Consider the following 22,636-nt stretch of genomic DNA (forward strand, 5'->3'; position numbering starts at 1 on the left):
ATAAAATAAGTTCAGATAGAGGTGATATAAAATGAATGCATCTATTTTATTAATAGTAGCTTATGCTATTAGTATTTTATCTGCAATATCTCTAATATTTATAGAGAGAAAAGAGCCAACTACTACTTGGGCATGGTTATTGATATTATTAGTTCTTCCAGGGGTAGGATTTATAATATATTTGATATTTGGTCAAAATTTAAGTAGACAAAAAATATTTAGAGAAAAGAAAGTTACAGATGAAAAGAAATCCAGAAAATTATTAGAAGAATTTAAGGAAGAAAAAAGAGCGCAGAGAATATCTGATGAGTATATGGATCTTATAATGATGAATTATAACCATTCAGGAGCTCTTTATACAACAGGAAATAGCATTAAAAGCTATATAAACGGAGAAGAAAAATTTAATGATTTAGTTGAAGACATAAAATCTGCTAAAGATTTTATACATATTGAGTATTATATATTTAGACTAGATGGATTAGGAAAGAAAATTATAAATGAGTTAAAGAAAAAAGTAGATGATGGAGTTGAAGTTAGACTCTTAGTTGATGCTATGGGATCTAAGAGTATAAGAGGAAAGGATATTAGATATATAAGGAGCTTAGGAATAAAATTCAAAGTTTTTTTCCCAGGAATATTACCTTATATAAATATACGTTTAAACTATAGAAATCATAGAAAAATTGTTGTTATAGATGGTAAGATAGGATATGTAGGTGGATTCAATGTAGGTGATGAATATATAAATAAGGGAAAACAGTTTGATTTTTGGAGAGATACGCACATAAGAGTTCAAGGTGAAGCTGTAAATGAACTAAATAAGAGATTTATACTAGATTGGGATTATGCATCAGAAGGAGAACTTAAAAGCTATGAAAAATATTTCACTAAGCAAGAAATCTACGGGGAAGTAGGGATGCAAATAATATCATCAGGTCCAGATCATAAAGAAGAGTATATAAAAAATGCATATATGAAAATAATTAATAATGCGAAGAAAAATGTGTATATTCAAACCCCATACTTAGTCCCAGATGAGCCAATGAAAGAAGCTTTAAAAATAGCAGCTTTATCAGGAGTAGATGTAAGAATAATGGTTCCAGGAAAGCCAGATCATTTCTTTATGGAGTGGATACTTAGCGCCAATATGGGTGAACTTATAGAATGTGGTGTAAAGATATATAGATACCAAAAAGGATTTATTCACGCGAAAACTATCGTAGCAGATGGGAAAGTATGTAGTATAGGGACAGCTAATTTAGATATAAGAAGTTTTCAATTGAACTTTGAAATAAATGCATTTATATTTGAAGATGATTTTGCTAAAGCACAAGAGGAAGTTTTTTATAAAGATATAGAAGTTTGTAATCTTGTTACGATGGATGAATATAACAATAGAGGGAAATGGATAAGAATTAAAGAAGCTTTAATTATGTTAATTGCTCCTATATTGTAGTGTTAAAGAGTTTTTAATAGTAGTCTTAATTCTCTAATTAGTTTAATTGTAAGAGGTGATGTTTTGAAATTATCTGTAAATTTAAATCATAGTAACTATGATATTATTATAGAAAAAGGCTTATTAAATAAAATTGCTTATGAAATAAAGGGGACTTTTAAAGGAAATAAAGTTTTTATTTTAACTGATAAAAATGTTGATAAGCATTATGGTAGCAATATTTTAAATAGCTTAACTCAAGAAGGATATGAATGTAAAAAGTTAGTGTTGGATCCAGGGGAAGAAACAAAAGTCTTTTTTACTTTACCTTTAATATATGATGAACTTTTAAATTTTAAATTTACTAGAAGTGATTTAATTATAACCTTAGGTGGTGGAGTTATTGGGGATTTAGGTGGATTTGTTGCATCTACTTATTTAAGGGGTGTACCATTTGTACAATGTCCAACTACTTTACTTGCTCAAGTAGATAGCAGTGTAGGAGGAAAAGTAGGAGTAGATTTAGATAAGGGAAAAAATTTAGTAGGTAGTTTTTATCATCCAAAGAAGGTTATTATAGATCCTATAGTTTTAGAAACTTTAAGTGAAAGAGTTTTTAATGATGGTATGGCTGAAGTTATTAAATATGGTTGTATAGAGGATAAAGATTTTTTTGAAAGGCTATTTAATTATAGAGATAAAAAAGAAGTTATAAACAATATAGAATACATTATTCACAATTGTTGCAAAATTAAAACAGAAATTGTGGAAAAAGATGAAAAGGATACTGGAGAAAGAATGCTTTTAAATTTTGGTCATACAATAGGTCATGCAATAGAACAATACTTTAAATATAGTAAGTATACACATGGAGAAGCTATTGCAATAGGAATGTATGAAATAACTAAATTAAGCGAAACGCTGAAGTGTACTAAAGGTGGTACAGCAGATAGAATAAAGAGGATATTAATTAAATACCAATTACCATATGAATTAAATATTAATATTAATGAAATAATTAAGACAGTGGAATTAGATAAGAAGAATTTAGGGGCAAATCTTAATTTAATATTTCTAAAAGAAATAGGGAATAGCTTTATATATACAACTACTAGCAAAATATTTATAGAATAAGAGAGTCTGAAAATAAGAAATTAAGAGAACAATATAATAAAGTTAGTGAAAGTTATTTTATTACCGTAATCATTAATAAGGGTGGTGTTTTATGAAGACATTAAAAATAAGAAGATCTAAATTAGATGGAATTGTTAAGGTGCCTCCCTCAAAGAGTATGTCACACAGAGCTATTATTTGTGCAGCTCTTGGAGTGGGAACATCTACTATAGAGAATATAGATTACTCAGATGATATTAATGCAACTATAGATGCAATGATTGCTTTAGGAGCAACAATTATTAAAGAAGAAGATAAAGTGATTGTTAGTGGAATGTATAGAGAAGATTCAATAAAAAGTAATGTTAGGGTTATTGACTGTAATGAATCAGGTTCTACTTTAAGATTTATAATACCTATTTCTCTTTTATTTGCTGGAATTACTAAATTTGTGGGCAAAGGTAACTTAGGAAAAAGACCTTTAGATACATATTTTGATATATTTAAAGAACAGGGAATTAAATATAATTATGTTGAGAACGAATTAAATATGATAGTTAAAGGTGTTCTAAAATCAGGAGAGTTTACTTTGCCAGGGAATATAAGCTCACAGTTTATAACTGGATTATTATTTTCTCTTCCTTTATTAGATGGTGACTCTAAAATAATTATAACTACTGATATAGAATCAAAAGGTTATATAGATTTAACTCTTTCTTGTATGAAGAATTTTGGAATAGAAATAGAAAATAACAATTATAAAGAGTTTATAATTAAAGGTAACCAAAGATATATATCTAGAAACTATAGAGTTGAGGGAGATTACTCTCAAGCAGCATTTTATCTTTCAGCAGATGCCCTAGGATCAAATGTTGTAATTGATGACTTAAATATAAAATCATTACAGGGAGATAAGGAAGTAATAAAGATATTAGAAAGAATGGGTGCTAAATTTCACGTTAATGAAAATAGCATTAATTGCACTATAGATAATGAATTAATATCAACGGTTATAGATGCATCTCAATGTCCTGATATAATTCCAGTGTTGTCAACAGTTGCAGCTTTAGCAAAAGGGAGAACTGAAATTATAAATGGAGGAAGGCTTAGAATTAAAGAATGTGATAGGCTAAAAGCGATAGCAACTGAGCTTAATAAGATTGGTGCTAAAGTAGAAGAAAAAGAAGATGGGCTTATAATAGAGGGAATAGATGAATTTGAAGGTGGAGTTGAAGTTTGGAGCTGGAAAGATCATAGAATAGCAATGAGCTTAGCTATAGCCTCAACTAGGTGTAGAGAGCCTATAATAATAAAGGATTATGATTGTGTTGCAAAATCATATCCAAATTTCTTTGAGGATTTTAAAATGCTAGGAGGCAGTGTAGATGAGTGGGATATGGGGGAATAGCATAAAGGTTTCTATATTTGGAGAATCCCATGGAAATGCTATAGGAATAAATATAGATGGGTTACCATCAGGCTTTGAAATTGATATGGAAAAAATTCTTTTGGAAATGTCAAGAAGAGCTCCAGGTAAAAATCAAATATCAACAGCAAGAAAGGAAAGGGATCTTCCTGAAATATTAAGTGGTTATTTCCAAGGAAGAACTACAGGAACCCCTCTTTGTGCAATAATAAGAAATGGTGATACTAGATCAAAAGATTATAGTAAAACAAAAGATTATATGAGACCAGGTCATGCTGATTTTACAGGAAATTCAAGATATTCTGGTTTCAATGATTATAGAGGGGGAGGGCACTTTTCAGGGAGAATAACTGCTCCACTAGTATTTGCTGGAGCTATATGCAAACAGATATTAGAGGAAAAAGGAATATTTATTGGAGCCCACATTTCTTCAATAAAGAATGTAGTTGATAAAGAATTTAATAGTATAAATATATCCAAAGAAGAATTATTAGAATTAAGAAACAAGGAATTACCATTAATAGATAATTCCCTAGAAGAGAAAATAAAAAACACGATACTACAAGCAAAATATGAAGGAGACTCTGTTGGTGGAAGTATAGAGTGTGCTGTTATAGGAATAAATCCAGGGATAGGAAATCCATTTTTTGATTCAGTAGAGTCTACATTAGCCCATTTAATATTTTCAGTACCAGCTGTAAAGGGAATAGAGTTTGGTAAGGGCTTTGAAATGACTAATATGTTTGGTTCGGAGTGCAATGATGAATATTATTATGATAAAGATAAGGTTAAGACAAAAACTAATAACAATGGTGGAATATTAGGTGGAATAACTAATGGAATGCCAATAGTATTTAAGGTTGCTATAAAGCCTACAGCCTCTATTATAAAAGAACAAAATACAATAGATATAAAAGCTAAAGAAAATGTAAAATTAAAAGTAGAAGGAAGACACGATCCTTGTATAGTTCAAAGAGCAGTACCAGTTATTGAAGCCGTGACAGCAATAGGTTTACTTGATTTAACAAAGGGGATAGAATAGGAATGAATGAGTTAGATAACTATAGAAAAGAAATTGATACCATTGATAAAGAACTAATAGCACTATTTGAGAAAAGGATGGATATTTCAGCTAAAGTTGGAGCCTATAAAAAGAAAAACAGTTTACCAATTTTTAATGGAAAAAGAGAAGAGGAAGTTATAGAAAAAAATATAATGAAGCTTAAGAATAAGAATTATTCTAATTTTGCACAGAGCTTTTTTAAAAATATAATGGAATTAAGTAGGATTCTTCAAGAAAATATAATTAAAGAAGATAAGAATTCTAGCAATTAAATTAGGGAAATTAGATTTTTTCTTTATACTTTCCTTAACTTTAGTTTGTACGTGGACGTATGTAAGTTGGCGTTGGAATAAGTAAATTTACATATGTCCACGTTCTCTTTTGAAAGCTTTTATTAGAAGAGCATAAAAAAATAGTAGAAATTAGGAAGTTTTAGATGTATAATTAGTATACCAATAATTATTAGAATTTTCAGAAAAGTTAAAAGGGTATAAAAATAACAATCTTTTTAAAAAACTATATTTTGAAAAGGTTTACTAAAGCTGGGGAGGAATTTCTATGGTGGGTTTTGATGTTAGAGAGATGGAGTTAAATGATTATAATGATATTAATAAGCTTAATTCTAAGATAGATTATTCTAAGGTAAAATATATCTTAGAAGATAGAAATCACTTAATGATTGTAGCTCAATTAAATGATGATGTTATAGGCTATATTAGTAGCAATTTAAATGAGGATATAAAAGCTAATAAGGTAGTTGGAATTGAAGATATAATTGTAGACGAAAAGTATAGAGGGCTTGGTGTAGGACATCAATTGATGTTAGAACTAGAAAAAAGTAAAAAAAGTAAAGGGGCAAATTATATTATATCTTCGAATAAAAACTGTAATGAAGAAGAAATTAAATTTTATAAAAGACAAGGATTTACATTAGATAATGATTTTAAATTTATAAAAAATACAAATTTGCAATAATAGAAGAGTGGTGAAACTAACTTAAATTAGTCAGGTTCATCACTCTAATTATTTATAAAGAAATAATAAATTGATTATGCTATAATAAAAATTAAAATAATAGTTTAAGGAGACATAATTATGGAGTTTTATGGATTATTAGGAGAAAAGCTTTCACATAGCTTATCACCTCAAATTCATAGTGAAATATTAAAATTAATAGATAGAGAAGGAGCTTATAAGTTATTTGAAGTTAAAGAGAAAAACCTTCAAGAGTTTGCAAAGGCTTTAAAAATATTAAAAATAAAAGGAGCAAACGTTACAATACCATATAAAGAAGAAATAATTAAACATATAGACAGTATATCCAAAGAGGCAGAGAGAATAGGGGCTATAAATACCATATGGTTAAAGAATAATAAGTTATATGGGCATAATACTGATTATTATGGTTTTGGATATATGTTAAAAGCTAATGACATTAATGTAGAGGGGAAAAGAGCAGTTATATTAGGGAATGGAGGAGCTTGTAAGGCAGTTTTATATTATCTTTTAGATAATGGTATAAGTAATGTTTATATAGTAAGTAGAAATCCAGATAAAAGAGAATTTAATTTAGAAAATGTTAAAGTTATAAGTTACGACCAATTAGAAGACTTAAGGGGAGATATAATTATAAACTCAACTCCTGTTGGTATGTATCCAAATATAGATAAAACTCCAGTTTGTGAATATGTAATAAAAAATTTTGATGTTTTATTAGACTTAATATATAATCCAACTGAAACTATGTTTTTAAGCATCGGAAAGTCATTAGGAAAGAAAAGCATTGGAGGACTTTATATGCTTATAGGGCAGGCAGTTAAAAGTCAAGAGATATGGCAAGAGAAAGAAATAGAAGAGGAAGTAATAAAAAAGATATATGAGAAAATAAAATTGCAATTCATTTAGTTTAAAGGAGAACAAAAATGAATAAAGATATAATTTTACTAATTGGTATGCCAGGATGTGGAAAAACAACTATTGGAAAAGAGCTAGCTAAGGATATAAACTATGATTTTTATGATATGGACAATTATATAGAGGAAGTTTCCAATAAAACTATAAAAGAATTATTCAATATAAATGAAGAGCATTTTAGAGATTATGAAACAAGGGCTTGCGCAGAATTAAGCAATAAAAATAAAGCTGTTATATCAACTGGTGGAGGGATAATTAAAAGAAAAAAGAATATAGAGTTATTTAAGGGAAATAGTATAATTATATTTATTGACAGACAAATAGAAGATATAGCTAATGATATTGATATCAATTCAAGACCGTTATTAGCAGAAGGTAAGTCTAAACTTTACAACTTATATTTAGAAAGATATAATTTATATAATAAATATTGTGATTTTAAGATAGTTAATGATGGAACAATAAATGATATTGTATATAAAATTAAAAGTAATATATATATGTTCTAATTAATATTCTACATTATCTATATTTAAATTGAAATCAATAGTTAAAATTCAAAAAGCAAGTTTAATAGTGAATTAGAATCATATATATTTATAGCTATAAGCTTAATATAAAGGAGCGATTTTATGAAAATACTAGTTATAAATGGTCCTAATTTAAATATGCTTGGCATAAGAGAGAAAGGCATTTATGGAACTAGAAATTTTGAAGATATATGCAATTATATAAAAGAAGAGGGGCAAAAAAGAAATATCGATATAACACTTTTTCAAAGCAATATTGAAGGTGAAATAATCAATACAATTCATGAAGCATATTATGAAAATTATGACGGAATGATAATAAATCCAGGAGCATATACTCATTATAGTTATGCTATATTTGATGCAATAAAAGCAGTAAATATAAATACTATAGAAGTACACTTATCAAATATACATGCAAGAGAAGAATTCAGACATAAGTCAGTTATAGCACCAGCATGTATAGGTCAAATTTGTGGCTTTAAAGAATATGGTTATGTAATGGCAATGGAAGCATTAAAGAATAAAAAATAATTTTAAATTTTACAGTTTAAATTGTTTTGTAGCATGGAGGACAGAGATGATTATTATAATGAATCCAAATTGTAATAAAGATGAAGTGTGGAAGGTTAAGAGAGAATTAGAGAGTAGAGGGTTAGAAGTTCACTTATCACAAGGAGCTACATTTTGTATGTTGGCAGTAGTTGGAGAAACTAGAACAATAGATTCAGATAAACTTTTAAGATTTCCAGGAGTTGATAAGGTACTTAATGTTGAAGAACCATACAAGAAGGCTAATAGATTATTCAAGCCTGAAGATACTGTAATTGATGTAAAGGGAAGTTTAATTGGAGGAAATAACTTAGCTGTTATGGCAGGACCTTGCTCTGTTGAAAGTGAAGAACAAATAATTGAAATAGCTAAAAGTGTTAAGGAATCAGGTGCAACTTTTTTAAGAGGAGGAGCATTTAAGCCAAGAACATCTCCATATAGTTTCCAAGGCCTAGAATTAGAAGGGTTAGAATTATTAAAAAAGGCTAGAGAAGCAACTGGATTACCAATAGTAACGGAAATAATGTCAACTGATTATATAGATATATTTGTTAGAGATGTTGATATAATTCAAATTGGTGCTAGAAATATGCAAAACTTTGATTTGTTAAAGCAAATAGGAAGGACTAATAAACCAGTTTTATTAAAAAGAGGGCTTTCAGCTACTATAGAAGAATGGTTAATGTCCGCTGAGTACATAATGGCAGAAGGTAATGAAAATGTAATTCTTTGTGAGAGAGGGATAAGAACATTTGAAAATTACACAAGAAATACATTAGATTTAAGTGCAGTTCCTGTGGTAAAGAGAAAATCACATTTGCCAGTAATAGTAGATCCAAGCCATGCAGCTGGATATTGGTATCTTGTAGAGCCATTAGCAAAAGCTGCTATAAGTGCAGGGGCAGATGGCCTTATGATAGAAGTACATAACAATCCACAATGTGCTTTAAGTGATGGACAACAATCAATTAAGCCAGAATCATTTAAAAACTTAATGGATAAAGTTAAGATACTAGCAGAAATAGAAGACAAAAAAATAAAAACTCTTTAGGAAATTATATTTTTATATTTATTGTGAATAACTATTGTAAGATATTTAGTTATTAAAGTTATATCCTAAAGTAATAAATTGTGAATTAAACTTAATGACATGTATTAATGAGGAGAATTCTTCATTTAATAATTTTAAGTGGAGAAATATAAGTTGGCGAAGATAAATAGAATATGCTTATAGAACATATCTATTTATCTTCGCCTTTATATTCGTAATTTATAAAATTTCTACAATGTATAAATCATCAGTTTTAGTTAAGTCTATAAATTCATCTTCACATAATATAAGTGGTGAAGAAATATTATTTAAATCAATTTGTATTATTTTAGCTTTTGAATCATTGTTTAATAATACCTCTTGACCAGTATAGAAATTTGCCATACCTTTTAGAAATGTACAACATAGAGTATAATCTAGTTTATTTAAGCTTTCTTCTTGAATTATCCTAAGTGCTTCCAAAGGTTTACTTTTTTTCTTATAACATCTATTAGAATTTATCGCATCAAATGTATCTGAAATAGCTATAATTTTAGCAAATTCATGAATTTGATTACCTTTAAGTCCAAGAGGATATCCAGAACCATCACATCTTTCATGGTGCATTAAAATTGAATAAATCACAGATTTACTTATAAAAGGAATATTTTTTATTTCATTGTATCCAACAGTTGTATGAGTTTTTATTGTTTCAAATTCTTCTTTGTTAAGTTTTCCTTTTTTATTTAATATTTTTTTATCAATTTTAGTTTTTCCAAAGTCATGAAGCAAAGAAGCATATATAAGATTATGTAATTGAGCGTCATTTAATCCATGCCACTTTCCAAATAAATAGCTTAAAGATGCAACATTAACAGAATGTCTATATATACAATCATCTCCGCTACCATGCAATACTACACTTTTTAATATTTTATTATTTAATTTAAGTTCTTTCATTAATTTTTTTGCATATTTGTTTATTTCATTTGTGTTATATGATTGAAGGGTTTTAACGTTATCAAATATAAGTTTAACATCTATAGATATATTATTAAGGGTTTTATCAGCAGCCTTTAAAGCTACAATTTCCTCAGAATTATCTTTTTCATTGGTGTATATTTCAATATCATCAAAGGTACAAAGAGAATTTAATTTATTTAACATATGCTCAGTAAGAACTTTATCTTTTCCTACAAGAACTTTACCATTAGACAATATTTCATCAGCTGTAACCATACCTTCTTTTAAATCCCTAATATTTAGAGTCTTTTTTTTAAAATTCATTAATTTAACCTCACAGAATAAATTTTTATAAATGTAATTGCTATAATTATACAATTTAATAGAATTAATGTAAATTATTGCTTACATATTTAATCTCGGACAGTAAATGAAAAATTTTATACTATAAGGTTAAATTTGTAATAATAGACATGGTAATATCTATTTTTTTGTGTAGTGCCTATAAAGAATATACAATAATAAATATTAAACTAAATAATACAAAACTATAGATTAATATAATTTAATTAAAGGTAGGGAAGAATAAAAGCTTATCTGCTTTTAATTTTACTATGGTATAATATCTTATATAATTTTTGAAAGGAGTAGATTTTCATGAAAGAATTAGAAACTAGAATAATTGATATAAATGTTGATGAAATTAGAAAAAAACTTAGAGAGCTTGGAGCATCTAAGGTAAAGGAAGAATATCAAATAAATAATATATATGATTTTGAAGATAATAGGCTTCTTAATAATAAAGGATATGCAAGAATAAGAATAACAGATGATAAAATTACAAATAAAGAAATTATATATATGACAACAAAAAAAATGTTAAGTCAAGATACTTTTAAAGTTATGGAAGAAAATGAAACAATAGTTGAAGATAAAGAAGCAGCAAATAAAATTCTTTTATCTTTAGGATTGCAACTTAGGCAGTCAATTAAAAAGTATAGAGAAAGTTATGAGATAAAAGGTTCTTTAATTGAAATAGATATAAATGACGAAAGTTTCTGTCCATTTCCATATTTAGAGATTGAAACATCTTCTGAGGAAAGCTTAAAAAAAATATTAGATTTAATTGGTTATACAATAGACGACACCACATCAAAAACTATATATGAAATATTAGAAGAAAAGGGACTGAGTTTAGGTGATGGGAAAGGCCTTTAAATTATAAATGTAATATTTTGTATTTATTTGTAACAAAAAGATATCCTCTTTAGTAAATTGTAATTAAGGAATTTAAATGCTAAGGAGGATAGGACGTGGATTGGTTTAGTGGACTCAGCCCTGTTTTACAAGGATTAGTTGCAACTTTATTTACTTGGTTTATTACAGCTTTGGGAGCATCACTGGTATTTTTCTTTAAGAAAGTAGACAAAAAAATACTAAATACTATGCTAGGCTTTGGAGCTGGAGTAATGATTGCAGCTAGTTTTTGGTCTTTATTAAATCCTGCTATTGAACTTTGTAATGAACTTGGATATAGTGGTTTTGTGATTCCAGCAGTGGGATTTTTCTTAGGTGGGTTATTTTTAATATTTGCTGATAAATTAATGGATACTTATTCTTATGGTGTAGTAGCAAATAAAGATGAGAAAAGCTTACCAAAAACAACAAAGTATAAAAAAAGTATATTGCTAGTCTTAGCTGTAACACTTCATAATATTCCAGAAGGACTTGCGGTAGGAGTTGCATTTGGAGGAGTTGCAGTTGGTATTCCAGGTACATCTTTAATTGCAGCAATGACTTTAGCATTAGGAATAGGGCTTCAAAATTTTCCAGAAGGAGCAGCTGTATCTCTACCATTAAGAAGAGAAGGAATATCAAGAACCAAAAGTTTTTTATATGGCCAAGCATCAGGTCTAGTTGAACCAATAGCTGGTGTTATAGGAGTAATAGCAGCTTTATCAGTAAGAAGTATTCTACCATTTCTATTATCATTTTCAGCAGGAGCAATGATTGCTGTAGTAGGAGCTGAATTATTGCCCGAAGCATCAATGGAAAATAAAAAGTTAACAACACTAGGATTAATATTAGGATTTATAGTTATGATGGTATTAGATGTGGCTCTAGGATAACATAAATTAATATTTTTAATTAAAGGTTAATACAAATTTATCTATAAGGTTATTTAAAATTAGATAAACTAAAAGGTAGAAACAATGCGTTTCTACCTTTATATTTTATGGAATTAAGCTTGGTTAACTGATCCGAATAATTCCATTTTTTCTTTAACTGTAGCTTTTATAGCTTCAAATCCTGGACCTAAAAGCTTTCTTGGGTCAAAGCCTTTTCCTTGTAGGTCTTTTCCAGCTTCAATATATTTTCTAGTGCCTTCTGCAAATGCTAATTGACACTCAGTGTTAACATTGATTTTTGCAACTCCTAAAGAGATAGCTTTCTTAATCATATCTTCTGGAATTCCAGTACCACCGTGTAATACTAGAGGAACATTGTTAGTAGAATTGCTTATAGCTTCTAATGCATCAAAGCTTAATCCCTTCCAGTTTTCAGGATATTGTCCGTGGATATTACCGATACCAGCAGCTAACATAGTAACTCCTAAGTCAGCAATTGCCTTACATTCAGCAGCATCAGCTATTTCACCAGCACCTACAACTCCGTCTTCTTCTCCACCGATTGAACCAACTTCTGCTTCTAAAGAAATTCCTTTTTCAGTAGTTAATTTAACCATTTCAGTTGTTTTAGCTATATTTTCATCTATTGGATAGTGAGATCCATCAAACATTATTGATGAGAATCCAGCTTCCATAGCTTTTAAAGCTCCATCATAGCTACCATGGTCTAGGTGTATTGCAACAGGAACAGTGATTTTTAACTCTTCCATCATTCCGTTTACCATTGAAACTATAGTTTTGAAACCACACATGTATTTAGCAGCTCCTTCTGAAACTCCTAAAATAACAGGTGAATTATTTTCTTGAGCAGTTAATAAAATAGCTTTAGTCCATTCTAAGTTGTTGATATTGAATTGACCAACAGCGTATTTTCCCGCTTTAGCCTTGTTTAACATTTCTTTTGCTGAAACTAACATGGTATAAACCTCCATAACTTTAAATTTTATTATAATTAAGCTGTAAAGCTAAAATTTAGTAAGAACATATACTTTACATATTTATTCTTGTCAATAGTATTATAACTCAAAATAAATTTAATTGAAACAAAAAAATTAGAATTTAATTTCTAGTACATAAATATTATAACTATTTAGGTAAAATTTTTAAGTATAAATAAATTTGAATATTATTTTTACAAATTTCAATCATAGTTTTATTAAATTTATTATTTGAAGGAAAATATCATTAAATAAATAGCAAAATGATAAAACTAATCAAATTTTGAAATAAAATTTCCATAATATGGTATTATATTAAAGAGATAATTTTTAGCTGCTAGGATTTATTTGAAGATGGAGATTACCTTATGAAAAGCGTAATTGTAGAATTACAAGAATATATAAATAAGTCAAGTGAAACTGAGAGGGAAATAATAAATTATCTATTAAAGAATCCAGAGTCTGTAGTAGACTGTAATATTTATCAGTTATTCGGGGCTTATAGAAGAAGTGATTAAATGTGCAACGGTCATAAAGGAAATTGATGCTCCTATTATTGCAATTACTAGATCAGATAGTTCTCCTATAGGTAAAATAGCAGATTATAATTTGTAGGTAGCTATAACAGAATTAATATTTAGAAAAGGTGTAAGTTCTTCTATAATAGCACAATTAAATTTAATAGATATTTTATACATTGCCTTTGTAAATGAACATTATGATTCTAATATTAAGCAATTTAATAGAATACATATAAAAAATAAATATACATATTAAGTAAACGTTATCTTGAGGAGGTGAAAAGGTAATTTAATCAGTAAGAAATGCTTTGTCACAAATTGCAGATATAATATAAGTTTGGACTAAGGCTTTAGAGAAGGGAGGTAGAATAAATTAATTATAAAGAAGCTGAAGAGTTGCAGGTTTTATCATAACTTATTTTGTTATAAAGGAATCTGATGTTAGAAATGCATAATTTATATAGATAACTATTAATTAAAGTAGTATATAACATAAAATGAGATAGATTGGAAGGTAAGGTGGTAAATTTGAAATGTAATAAAAATTTATTCAGCATTGTTATGGCTTTAACATTCATGTCATCTATGATATCTGCACCTACATTAAAAGTTAAAGCAAATGAAATTAATTATGGAAATGTTAGTGTGTCAGATGGCTCTATTAATGATTCAGGATTACAAGCTAATATAACTTTTCCTGATTACTTAAATTATGTAGATGATACTTTAATAGTCAATAATATGTACACTTTTAAGGGATATAAAGGACAAGGAAAATTATATATTACATGTACTGATGGATTGCAAAGCATAAGGGTATTTATAAATGGTAAAGAAATTGATGTTATCGAAGCTTGCAAAAATAATGGAGCAACTTATGAAATAGATTTTTCAGATGTTTCAGTAAACGATAGAAATACTATACAAGTTACAAATTTTGTACCTGAGACAGGTAAAGTTAATATAAAAATACCATACCCTGAAGTTATAGAAGGTAATGCAGAATCAGTTGGAATGAATCAAAATACTTTAGATTTAATCGATACTATAATCAATAATGATATTAAATATGGATTTACAAGTGCTCAAGTAGCTGTTATTAAAGATGGTGTTATGGTTAAAAATAGTGCTTACGGTAATATAAACTCTTATAACCAAGATGGAACATCAAAAACAGATTCAGCAAAGGTTACAACTGAAACCCTTTATGATTTAGCATCAAATACAAAGATGTATGCAACAAACTATGCTATTCAAAAGCTTGTTAGTGACGGAAGAATAAATATTGCAGATAAGATAACTAAGTATTTTCCCAACTTTGTAGATGGAGCTAATGATTCAATAAAAGGAAAAGCTAATTTAACAATACAGAATTTATTAGAACACCAAGGGGGATTCCCTGCAGATCCACAATATCATAATAATAAATTTAATCAAGCAACTCAAAAGCCAGATAAAAATGTAGATAATCCTTTATATTCACAAGATAAGGCTACCACTTTAGAAATGATATTAAAGACACCACTTCAATATGAGCCAGGTAGTAAAACTGTATATTCAGATGTTGACTATATGCTTTTAGGTTTCATAGTTGAAAAAATAACTGGAATGGACTTAGATAAATATGTAGAAGAAACTTTCTATAAGCCATTAGGATTAAATAATATATTATATAACCCATTACAAAAAGGATTTGAAAAGGATAATATAGCAGCAACAGAACTTAATGGAAATACAAGAGATGGAGCTATAAGTTTTGAAAATATTCGTGACTATACACTACAAGGTGAAGTTCATGATGAAAAAGCTTATTATTCTATGGATGGAGTTTCAGGACATGCAGGATTATTTGCAAATGCTGAAGATTTAGCTAAATTAGCTCAAGTTATGCTTAACGATGGTGGATATGGAAATAGTAAGTTCTTCTCTAAAAATACTATAGAAGAATTTACAAAGAGAAAGGCTTCTAGTCCAGTTTGGGGATTAGGTTGGTGGAGAGAAGGAGATAACGGTAGATTATGGTATTTCGGTACACAATCATCTAGTAATACTTTTGGACATCAAGGATGGACAGGTACCCTAACTGTTATAGATCCTGAAAGTAATTTAGTAGTTGTTTTATTAACAAATAAAATTAACTCACCAGTTATCGATAATACTATAAATGCAAATACTTTCATTGGAAATAAATTCACTACAGCAACTCTTGGTACAGTACCAACACTTGTTTATGAATCAATAGAGCATGGTAATAAAGAAGCAATAGATGCTAACCTTGCAACTATGGTAACAGAAAAATTAAAATTATATAACCCTTCAAATTATCAAGGAGAAGCAGTTTTAAAATCTGCATATTCTGTAGTTGATACAATGGTAACAAGAGCAGAAGAACGTAAGGCTCAATCTACTATTGAGTATGCCTATGCTGCAATAGAAGAAATAAACAAAGTAGATACAAATAAAACTATTATTAATGAACTAAAGGCTAGAGTAGATAATATAACAGTTGGTGATGAAGCAGAAAGGGATTTATCTAAGATTTCTTCATCTAAATTATCAGAAGTTCCAAATGCAGATTGGCAAGCAGATATTGCTTTCCCAGATTGCTTAGGATATGTTGATGATACATTAATAGTAAATAACTTATATACATTCAATGGATATCAAAATCAAGGAAGGGTATATATCAAAGCTTCACAAGGAGTTACATCTGCAAGAATATTTATAAATGGCGTTGAAATGGATACAACTGAAATTTTTATTAACTCAGGAACAACTTTTGAGGTTGATTATTCTCAAGTAGCCAAGAATGGAAGAAATACCATACAAGTTACAAATATAGAGCCTAAAAATACTGCTATAAAAAATGGTATATCAGTAAAAATACCATATCCAGAGGTTATAGAATGCAATACCGAATCAGTCGGAATGAATCAAAGTACCTTAGATTTAATTGATACTATGATTAATAATGATGTTAAGTATGGATTCACAAGTGCTCAATTAGCAGTTATTAAAGATGGTGTTATGGTTAAAAATAGTGCTTACGGTAATGTAAACTCTTATAACCAAGATGGAACACCAAAAACAGATTCAGCAAAGGTTACAACTGAAACTCTTTATGATTTAGCATCAAATACAAAGATGTATGCAACAAACTATGCTATTCAAAAGCTTGTTAGTGACGGAAGAATAAATATTACAGATAAGATAATTAAGTATTTTCCCAAATTTGCAGATGGAGCTAATGATCCAATAAAGGGTAAGGATAATCTTACTATACAAAATCTTTTAGAACATCAGGGGGGATTTCCAGCAGATCCACAATATCATAATAATAAATTTAATCAAGCAACTCAAAAGCCTGATAAAAATGTAGATAATCCTTTATATTCACAAGATAAAGCTACTACTTTGGAAATGGTATTAAAGACACCTCTACAATACGAACCAGGAACAAAGACTATATATTCTGATGTAGATTATATGCTTTTAGGACTTATTGTTGAGAAGGTTACAGGAGTGGCTCTAGATGAGTATGTAGAGAATACATTCTATAAGCCATTAGGATTAAATAATATAGTATATAATCCATTACAAAAGGGATTTGAAAAGGATAATATAGCAGCAACTGAACTTAATGGAAATACAAGAGATGGAGCTATAAGTTTTGAAAATATTCGTGACTATACACTTCAAGGCGAAGTTCATGATGAAAAAGCTTATTATTCAATGGATGGAGTTTCAGGACATGCAGGATTATTTGCAAATGCTGAAGATTTAGCTAAATTAGCTCAAGTTATGCTTAACGATGGTGGATATGGAAATAATAAATTCTTCTCTAAAAATACTATAGAAGAATTTACAAAGAGAAAGGCGTCTAGTCCAGTTTGGGGATTAGGTTGGTGGAGAGAAGGAGATAACGGTAGATTATGGTATTTTGGTACACAATCATCTAGTAATACTTTTGGACATCAAGGATGGACGGGTACCTTAACTGTTATAGATCCTGAAAGTAATTTAGTAGTTGTTTTATTAACAAATAAAATTAACTCACCAGTTATAGATAATACTATAAATGCAAATACTTTTATTGGAAATAAATTCACTACAGCGACTCTTGGTACAATACCAACACTTGTTTATGAATCTATTATTCATAACAATGATGATGCAGTAGATGCAAATATTGCTCAAATGGTAGCTGAAAATTTAAAGCTATATGATTCTAAAAGCTATTTAGGTAAAGCTGTATTAAAATCTGTTTATTCTAAGGTTGATACTGTTATTACAAGAGCAGAGCAAAGAAAAACTGCTGCAAATTTAGCTTATGCTGAAGAAGCAGTTTCTAAATTAGACATTGAAAATGATAGACAACAAATAATTAAATTTAATGAAAGAATCGTAGCTCTTGGTGGTACACCAGTAGAACTTCCAAATTATAGTGCTGAAATAGAACAATTAAATAATGCTATTAAAGATTCAAAAGTTATAATTGATAAGGGACAAGATATAGCAGATCACATTCATTATCAAACTACTACTTGGAATAAGTTTGTTCAAGCTTATGAAAATGCTGTGAAAGTATCTAGTATGGGAAATGAAGCTAAGAAAGATGAACTTGTTAATGCTTATAATGAATTAAATCTAGCAAAAGATGAATTAGTTAAAATAGATAAAACTAATCTTAATAAAGCAATTGAAGATGCTAGATCTAAGATTAAAGAGGGAAAATTAGATAACGTAGATGAAGAATTTAAGAATTCATTTAATAAAGCTATAAAAGAAGCATTAGCTATATATGAGAATAAGGATTCAAGTATACAAGAAGTTGCACAAGGATATAATAATATTTTAGAAGAATATAGAAAGATAGGTCTTCCAATTGGAGATAAAAACACTCTTGATGATATAGTAAAACTGGCTGAAGCTATTAAGTTAGATAGATATATAAGCAAAGGCCAGGATGAATTTAAAAATGCTTTAGCTAATGCAAAAGTTATTTTAGAGTTAGAAGAAGTATCAGAATTTGAAATATATGAAGCTTACAAAACTCTATATAATTCTATGATGAAATTAGAGTTAAAGGCAGATAAGTCTAGTCTTTATAACACAATTATATCTGCAGAAAAAGTTAATTTAAATAAATATACTGAAAATAGTAAAACAAGTCTTTTAGAAGTATTAGAAGTAGCAAATAGTGTAAAAGATAATGAAGAAGTTACTCAAGAAGAAGTTAATGTTGTAGTAGAAAATTTAAATAAGGCTTTAGAAGCACTTATAAAAGTAGCTGATAAGAGCGAGCTTAAAAATATAATTGATAAAGCAGTAGGTATTGATGTTAATAAGTACACAAGTGAGAGCTTGGAAAGGTTTAATAAAGCTTTAAATGAAGCTAAAACAATTATGGAAGATAAAAATATATCAATAGATAATCAAGCTGTTGTAAATAATGCAACAAATAATTTAAATAATTCAATAGAATCACTTGTATTAAAAGATTCATCTAATGGTAATGGTTCTGGAAACTCAGGAAATGAAGATGATAACAAAGAACAAGAGGATACAACAACAAATAATAATAACACAAATAGCAGTAATAAAAATAATGGTAATAATAGTGACGTTGGCAAAGGTAATTCTAATTTACCAAGTACAGGAGGAAACTCACCTATAGTATTAGGTAGTATTGGAATATTAATAATAGTAATAGGTGTATATATAATCAGAAAAAGGAAAGTACAACAATAGATAAAAAACAAATTTAAAATAAAAATTAGGATTTATATTCTTTTAGAGATTAAAGCTCAAAAAGGTATAAATCCTTTTTTATAAATAGATTTAAGTTGTTAATAAAATATAGATTAAATAAAAGGTTAAAAATTAGTAAGTTTTATTATAAAATATATAATGAAGAAATGACTGGGGGAAAATTGCAATGGAAAATGTAAAACTAGTAATATTTGATATGGATGGATTAATATTTGATACAGAAAGACTTTCTTATGAGTCATGGAGAGAAGCTGCTAATAAGTTTAACATAAATTTTGATTTAAATTTATTATATAAGTTACTTGGAACTAATCATGAAAGTGTTAGAAATACTTTAAATAAGGAGTTTGCAAATAAAATAAATGTAGATGATTATATAATAGAAAGAAATAAAATTTATTTGTCTAAAATATTAAATGGAGAAGTAGAGAAAAAGAAGGGAATAGAAGAGTTATTAGAGTATTTAACTAGTAAAGGAATTAAAAAAGCTGTTGCCACATCATCTAATAGGGAAGTTGCTTATAAATTATTGAAAGAAGCAAAGATTTATGATTATTATGACTATATATTATGTGGTGATGAAGTTAAAAAATCAAAGCCAGATCCAGAAGTTTTTTTAACTGTTGCAAATAAGCTAAATGTACATACAAGTAAATGTATTGTTTTAGAAGATTCTGAAGCAGGGACCATTGCAGCAAACAAAGCTATGATGATTCCAATAATTATACCTGATTTAAAAGAACCTAGTAAGGAAATAAAAAAGCTAGCCTTCAAAAAGCTAGATAATTTAGAAGAAGTAGTAAATGTAATTGAAAACTTAAAATAAATTATAGATAATAATATGTGCATAAGAGAAAAGGTGGTGAAGTTTAGTAGAATGCGTTATAATTTAGCCTTCTACTAAAGATTAATAATGGAATATATAAATGATATAAATATACAAGAAGCAGTTATTCATATAGTAGATTCAAATGCAGATGAGCCTATTCTAAATGAGTATAGCCTTGAACTAAATGAAGATATTTATAAATTTCTTCATAGGCATATAGAAAAATGTTTTAAGGATGAGGAACTAAAATATGCTATTTTTAATCCAGAAAGAAATATAGTGAAGGAGCTTGTTCAAGATTATTTAAATGGAATAGATGATAATTTAATTAATTTATCGCAAGAATTAGCAAGGCAGTTATTTATAATAATGAAAGCAAATGTTAATATTCCTTCTTGTGATTTGATAGTAATATCATTAATAACAGATCAAGGACCTATGATTGGTATACTTAAGATGGATTATGTTAAGAATTTTACTCATCAAGTAGAGTTTATAGAGAATAAAATAGGAATAGGTATAGTACCACAATCAGCAGGACTTCCAGCAAGTAGCCAAAGAATACAAAAGGCAGCCTTTATAAAACCTATAAGAGAAAATCAAGCATATAATCTTATGGTAATAGATAAACAAAAAAAGAGTAAAGAAGAGGAAGCATATGGAGCAAACTATTTTATAAGCAATTTTTTAGGGTGTTCAATAGTAAATAATGAAAGAGATATGACTAAAACTTTTTTAAAGGCTACAGAAAACTGGACTAGAAGTAATATAGTAGAAGATGCAGATAAGGCTGAGAGAATAAGAACCACTGTTAAAGCAAAATTGAAAGAAGAAGATACAATAAATATAGATGAAATTTCTCATGAGTTATTTAAAGAAGAGCCACAAATAAAAAATGATTTTTCTAATTTTATTAAAAGTCATGGATTAGAGGATGAGGTATCCATAGATAAGCAATGGGTTGAAAAAAAGTTAAAAAGGGTAAGATTAAAAATTGATAAAGACATAGACTTATACATAAATGAAGAAGCATACAATGATGCTAGTAGGTTCGAGATACAACGAAATGGTGATGGAAGTATAAATATGATAATAAAGCATGTTATAAATTATTTAGAAAAGTAAAACTATATTTAAGAATAAAGGCTATATAATGATTTAAATTATTATATAGCCTTATAATTTACCAAGATATAGTATTTTTAGCAAATATATAAATTTACTATTGTAAGTTCTAAAGTAATATAATAAAATAGAGTTATTAAATGTAAGCGATTACTTGCGTGGAGTGGGAGGGGTTATTTATGGTTAATACTGTTGAGTTAAAAAAGGTGAATTTATCAAGTGGTGAAACTATAGCATATAGAGAGGCTGGACTAGGAAATAAGACTTTACTTCTTATTCATGGAAATATGTCATCTTCTAAGCATTGGGATATTTTTATTGATGAGATAAAAGATAAGTACAAAATATTTGCGGTAGATATGAGGGGTTTTGGAGATTCAAGCTATAAAAATCCAATTAATTCATTAAATGATTTTGCTAAAGATATAGAAGAATTTTTAAATATAATGAATATTGAATCATGTTCTGCTATTGGATGGTCAACTGGTGGAGGTGTTTCATTAGAGCTAGCAGCTAATTGTCCAGATAAGATTGAAAAAGTAGTGCTAATAGAGTCAGTAGGGGTTAAAGGATATCCTATATATAAAAAAGATAAAGATGGAAATCCTACAAGTGAGTTATTAAAAACTAAGGAAGAAATAGCAGAAGATCCTATACAGGTTAAACCTGTATTAGATGCACTAGCAAGTAGAAATAAGGAATATTATAGAATGCTTTGGAATATGGTGATTTACACTCATAACAAACCTAATGATGAGTTATATGATGAGTATTTAGAAGATATGATGACTCAAAGAAACTTAGTAGATGTAGATTATTCACTGGCGCATTTTAATATGACTAATGAAAGTAATGGAGTAAATGAAGGTACTGATAGATGTAAACTAGTTAAGGCGCCTGTTTTAATATTACAAGGAGATAGAGATTTTGTAGTACCTATGTATATGGCAGAAGATACAAATAAGCACATTAAAAATTCAAAGATAGTTATACTTAATAATTCTGGACATTCACCAATGATAGACTGTATGGATAACTTGCTAAAAGAAATAAATAAATTTATATAAAGAAATAAAAATAAAGCAGAATGATAATAATATCATTCTGCTTTATTAACTATAGAAAAAGATTGTTATATATATAACCAAAATGGTAAGTTGTGAAAGTATTATAGAATATTTTAGCAAATTATCAAAAAGAATGTAGTAAAAATGTTTCATTGAGAATATTTAG

Annotated in this window: 20 protein-coding genes; 18 read left to right on the top strand and 2 right to left on the bottom strand. The window is 28.1% G+C overall.

The annotated features are described in order from the left end of the window. Positions 1 to 31: 31 nt before the first annotated feature. The 10 genes from cls (at position 32) to aroF (ending at position 9,087) form a co-directional block, all read left to right on the top strand. On the top strand, positions 32 to 1,459 hold the full coding sequence (gene cls / locus ACYUEX_RS01460) for a cardiolipin synthase (protein ID WP_460286248.1): 1,428 nt from the start codon (positions 32 to 34) through the stop codon (positions 1,457 to 1,459). A gap of 63 nt (positions 1,460 to 1,522) precedes the next feature. Continuing rightward, positions 1,523 to 2,572, top strand: a complete 1,050-nt coding sequence (aroB, locus tag ACYUEX_RS01465; protein WP_460286249.1) for a 3-dehydroquinate synthase — start codon at positions 1,523 to 1,525, stop codon at positions 2,570 to 2,572. Positions 2,573 to 2,663: 91 nt separating this feature from the next. Next, positions 2,664 to 3,959, top strand: coding sequence for a 3-phosphoshikimate 1-carboxyvinyltransferase (gene aroA / locus ACYUEX_RS01470; RefSeq protein WP_460286250.1), 1,296 nt, complete (start codon positions 2,664 to 2,666; stop codon positions 3,957 to 3,959). Beyond that, complete coding sequence (gene aroC, locus ACYUEX_RS01475; RefSeq protein WP_460286251.1) at positions 3,937 to 5,019, top strand: chorismate synthase; 1,083 nt, start codon at positions 3,937 to 3,939, stop codon at positions 5,017 to 5,019. Before aroA ends, aroC begins: the two co-directional genes overlap by 23 nt. Positions 5,020 to 5,021: 2 nt before the next feature. Beyond that, positions 5,022 to 5,312, top strand: coding sequence for a chorismate mutase (locus ACYUEX_RS01480; RefSeq protein WP_460286252.1), 291 nt, complete (start codon positions 5,022 to 5,024; stop codon positions 5,310 to 5,312). A gap of 286 nt (positions 5,313 to 5,598) precedes the next feature. After that, a complete protein-coding gene (locus tag ACYUEX_RS01485; protein WP_460286253.1) occupies positions 5,599 to 6,015 on the top strand; it encodes a GNAT family N-acetyltransferase in 417 nt (138 codons plus the stop codon). 120 nt (positions 6,016 to 6,135) lie between these two features. Continuing rightward, positions 6,136 to 6,945: a shikimate dehydrogenase gene (aroE, locus tag ACYUEX_RS01490; protein ID WP_460286254.1), complete on the top strand. Its 810-nt coding sequence runs from the start codon at positions 6,136 to 6,138 to the stop codon at positions 6,943 to 6,945. Positions 6,946 to 6,962: 17 nt separating this feature from the next. Continuing rightward, positions 6,963 to 7,463, top strand: a complete 501-nt coding sequence (locus tag ACYUEX_RS01495) for a shikimate kinase (RefSeq protein WP_460286255.1) — start codon at positions 6,963 to 6,965, stop codon at positions 7,461 to 7,463. Positions 7,464 to 7,586: 123 nt separating this feature from the next. Beyond that, entirely contained in the window at positions 7,587 to 8,018 is a 432-nt protein-coding gene (gene aroQ / locus ACYUEX_RS01500; protein ID WP_460286256.1) for a type II 3-dehydroquinate dehydratase, read from the top strand. A 46-nt stretch (positions 8,019 to 8,064) separates the two neighbouring features. Next, entirely contained in the window at positions 8,065 to 9,087 is a 1,023-nt protein-coding gene (aroF, locus tag ACYUEX_RS01505) for a 3-deoxy-7-phosphoheptulonate synthase (RefSeq protein WP_460286257.1), read from the top strand. 219 nt (positions 9,088 to 9,306) lie between these two features. On the opposite strand, the gene ACYUEX_RS01510 is transcribed toward aroF, so the two are convergent. Next, on the bottom strand, positions 9,307 to 10,353 hold the full coding sequence (locus tag ACYUEX_RS01510) for an HD-GYP domain-containing protein (RefSeq protein ID WP_460286258.1): 1,047 nt from the start codon (positions 10,351 to 10,353) through the stop codon (positions 9,307 to 9,309). A 333-nt stretch (positions 10,354 to 10,686) separates the two neighbouring features. Here ACYUEX_RS01510 and ACYUEX_RS01515 point away from each other — a divergent pair, with 333 nt between their 5' ends. Further along, positions 10,687 to 11,247: a class IV adenylate cyclase gene (locus tag ACYUEX_RS01515; RefSeq protein ID WP_460286259.1), complete on the top strand. Its 561-nt coding sequence runs from the start codon at positions 10,687 to 10,689 to the stop codon at positions 11,245 to 11,247. A gap of 95 nt (positions 11,248 to 11,342) precedes the next feature. Further along, entirely contained in the window at positions 11,343 to 12,158 is an 816-nt protein-coding gene (locus ACYUEX_RS01520) for a ZIP family metal transporter (RefSeq protein ID WP_411169930.1), read from the top strand. A gap of 113 nt (positions 12,159 to 12,271) precedes the next feature. Here the strand turns inward: ACYUEX_RS01520 and fba are convergent, their stop codons facing one another. Continuing rightward, the gene (gene fba, locus ACYUEX_RS01525) at positions 12,272 to 13,135 is read right to left on the bottom strand and encodes a class II fructose-1,6-bisphosphate aldolase (protein WP_411169931.1); all 864 of its coding nucleotides are present in this window, start codon (positions 13,133 to 13,135) and stop codon (positions 12,272 to 12,274) included. Between the two features lie 389 nt (positions 13,136 to 13,524). Between fba and ACYUEX_RS01530 the strand changes: the two genes are divergently transcribed. From ACYUEX_RS01530 to phaZ, 6 genes are all read left to right on the top strand, one after another. Then, positions 13,525 to 13,674, top strand: coding sequence for a hypothetical protein (locus tag ACYUEX_RS01530; RefSeq protein ID WP_460286260.1), 150 nt, complete (start codon positions 13,525 to 13,527; stop codon positions 13,672 to 13,674). Then, positions 13,667 to 13,771, top strand: a complete 105-nt coding sequence (locus ACYUEX_RS01535; RefSeq protein ID WP_460286261.1) for a hypothetical protein — start codon at positions 13,667 to 13,669, stop codon at positions 13,769 to 13,771. The genes ACYUEX_RS01530 and ACYUEX_RS01535 overlap by 8 nt, the downstream gene beginning before the upstream one ends. Before the next feature lie 434 nt (positions 13,772 to 14,205). Continuing rightward, positions 14,206 to 19,428 (top strand): penicillin binding protein PBP4B, encoded by a 5,223-nt coding sequence (gene pbp4b, locus ACYUEX_RS01540; RefSeq protein WP_460286262.1) that lies wholly within the window; start codon positions 14,206 to 14,208, stop codon positions 19,426 to 19,428. A gap of 187 nt (positions 19,429 to 19,615) precedes the next feature. After that, complete coding sequence (locus tag ACYUEX_RS01545; RefSeq protein ID WP_460286263.1) at positions 19,616 to 20,275, top strand: HAD family hydrolase; 660 nt, start codon at positions 19,616 to 19,618, stop codon at positions 20,273 to 20,275. A gap of 87 nt (positions 20,276 to 20,362) precedes the next feature. Then, entirely contained in the window at positions 20,363 to 21,403 is a 1,041-nt protein-coding gene (locus ACYUEX_RS01550; protein WP_411169935.1) for a nucleoid-associated protein, read from the top strand. A gap of 179 nt (positions 21,404 to 21,582) precedes the next feature. Further along, the gene (phaZ, locus tag ACYUEX_RS01555; RefSeq protein WP_460286264.1) at positions 21,583 to 22,470 is read left to right on the top strand and encodes an intracellular short-chain-length polyhydroxyalkanoate depolymerase; all 888 of its coding nucleotides are present in this window, start codon (positions 21,583 to 21,585) and stop codon (positions 22,468 to 22,470) included. The last annotated feature ends 166 nt before the right edge of the window (positions 22,471 to 22,636 follow it).

This window comes from Clostridium sp. CTA-7 (assembly GCF_054768095.1).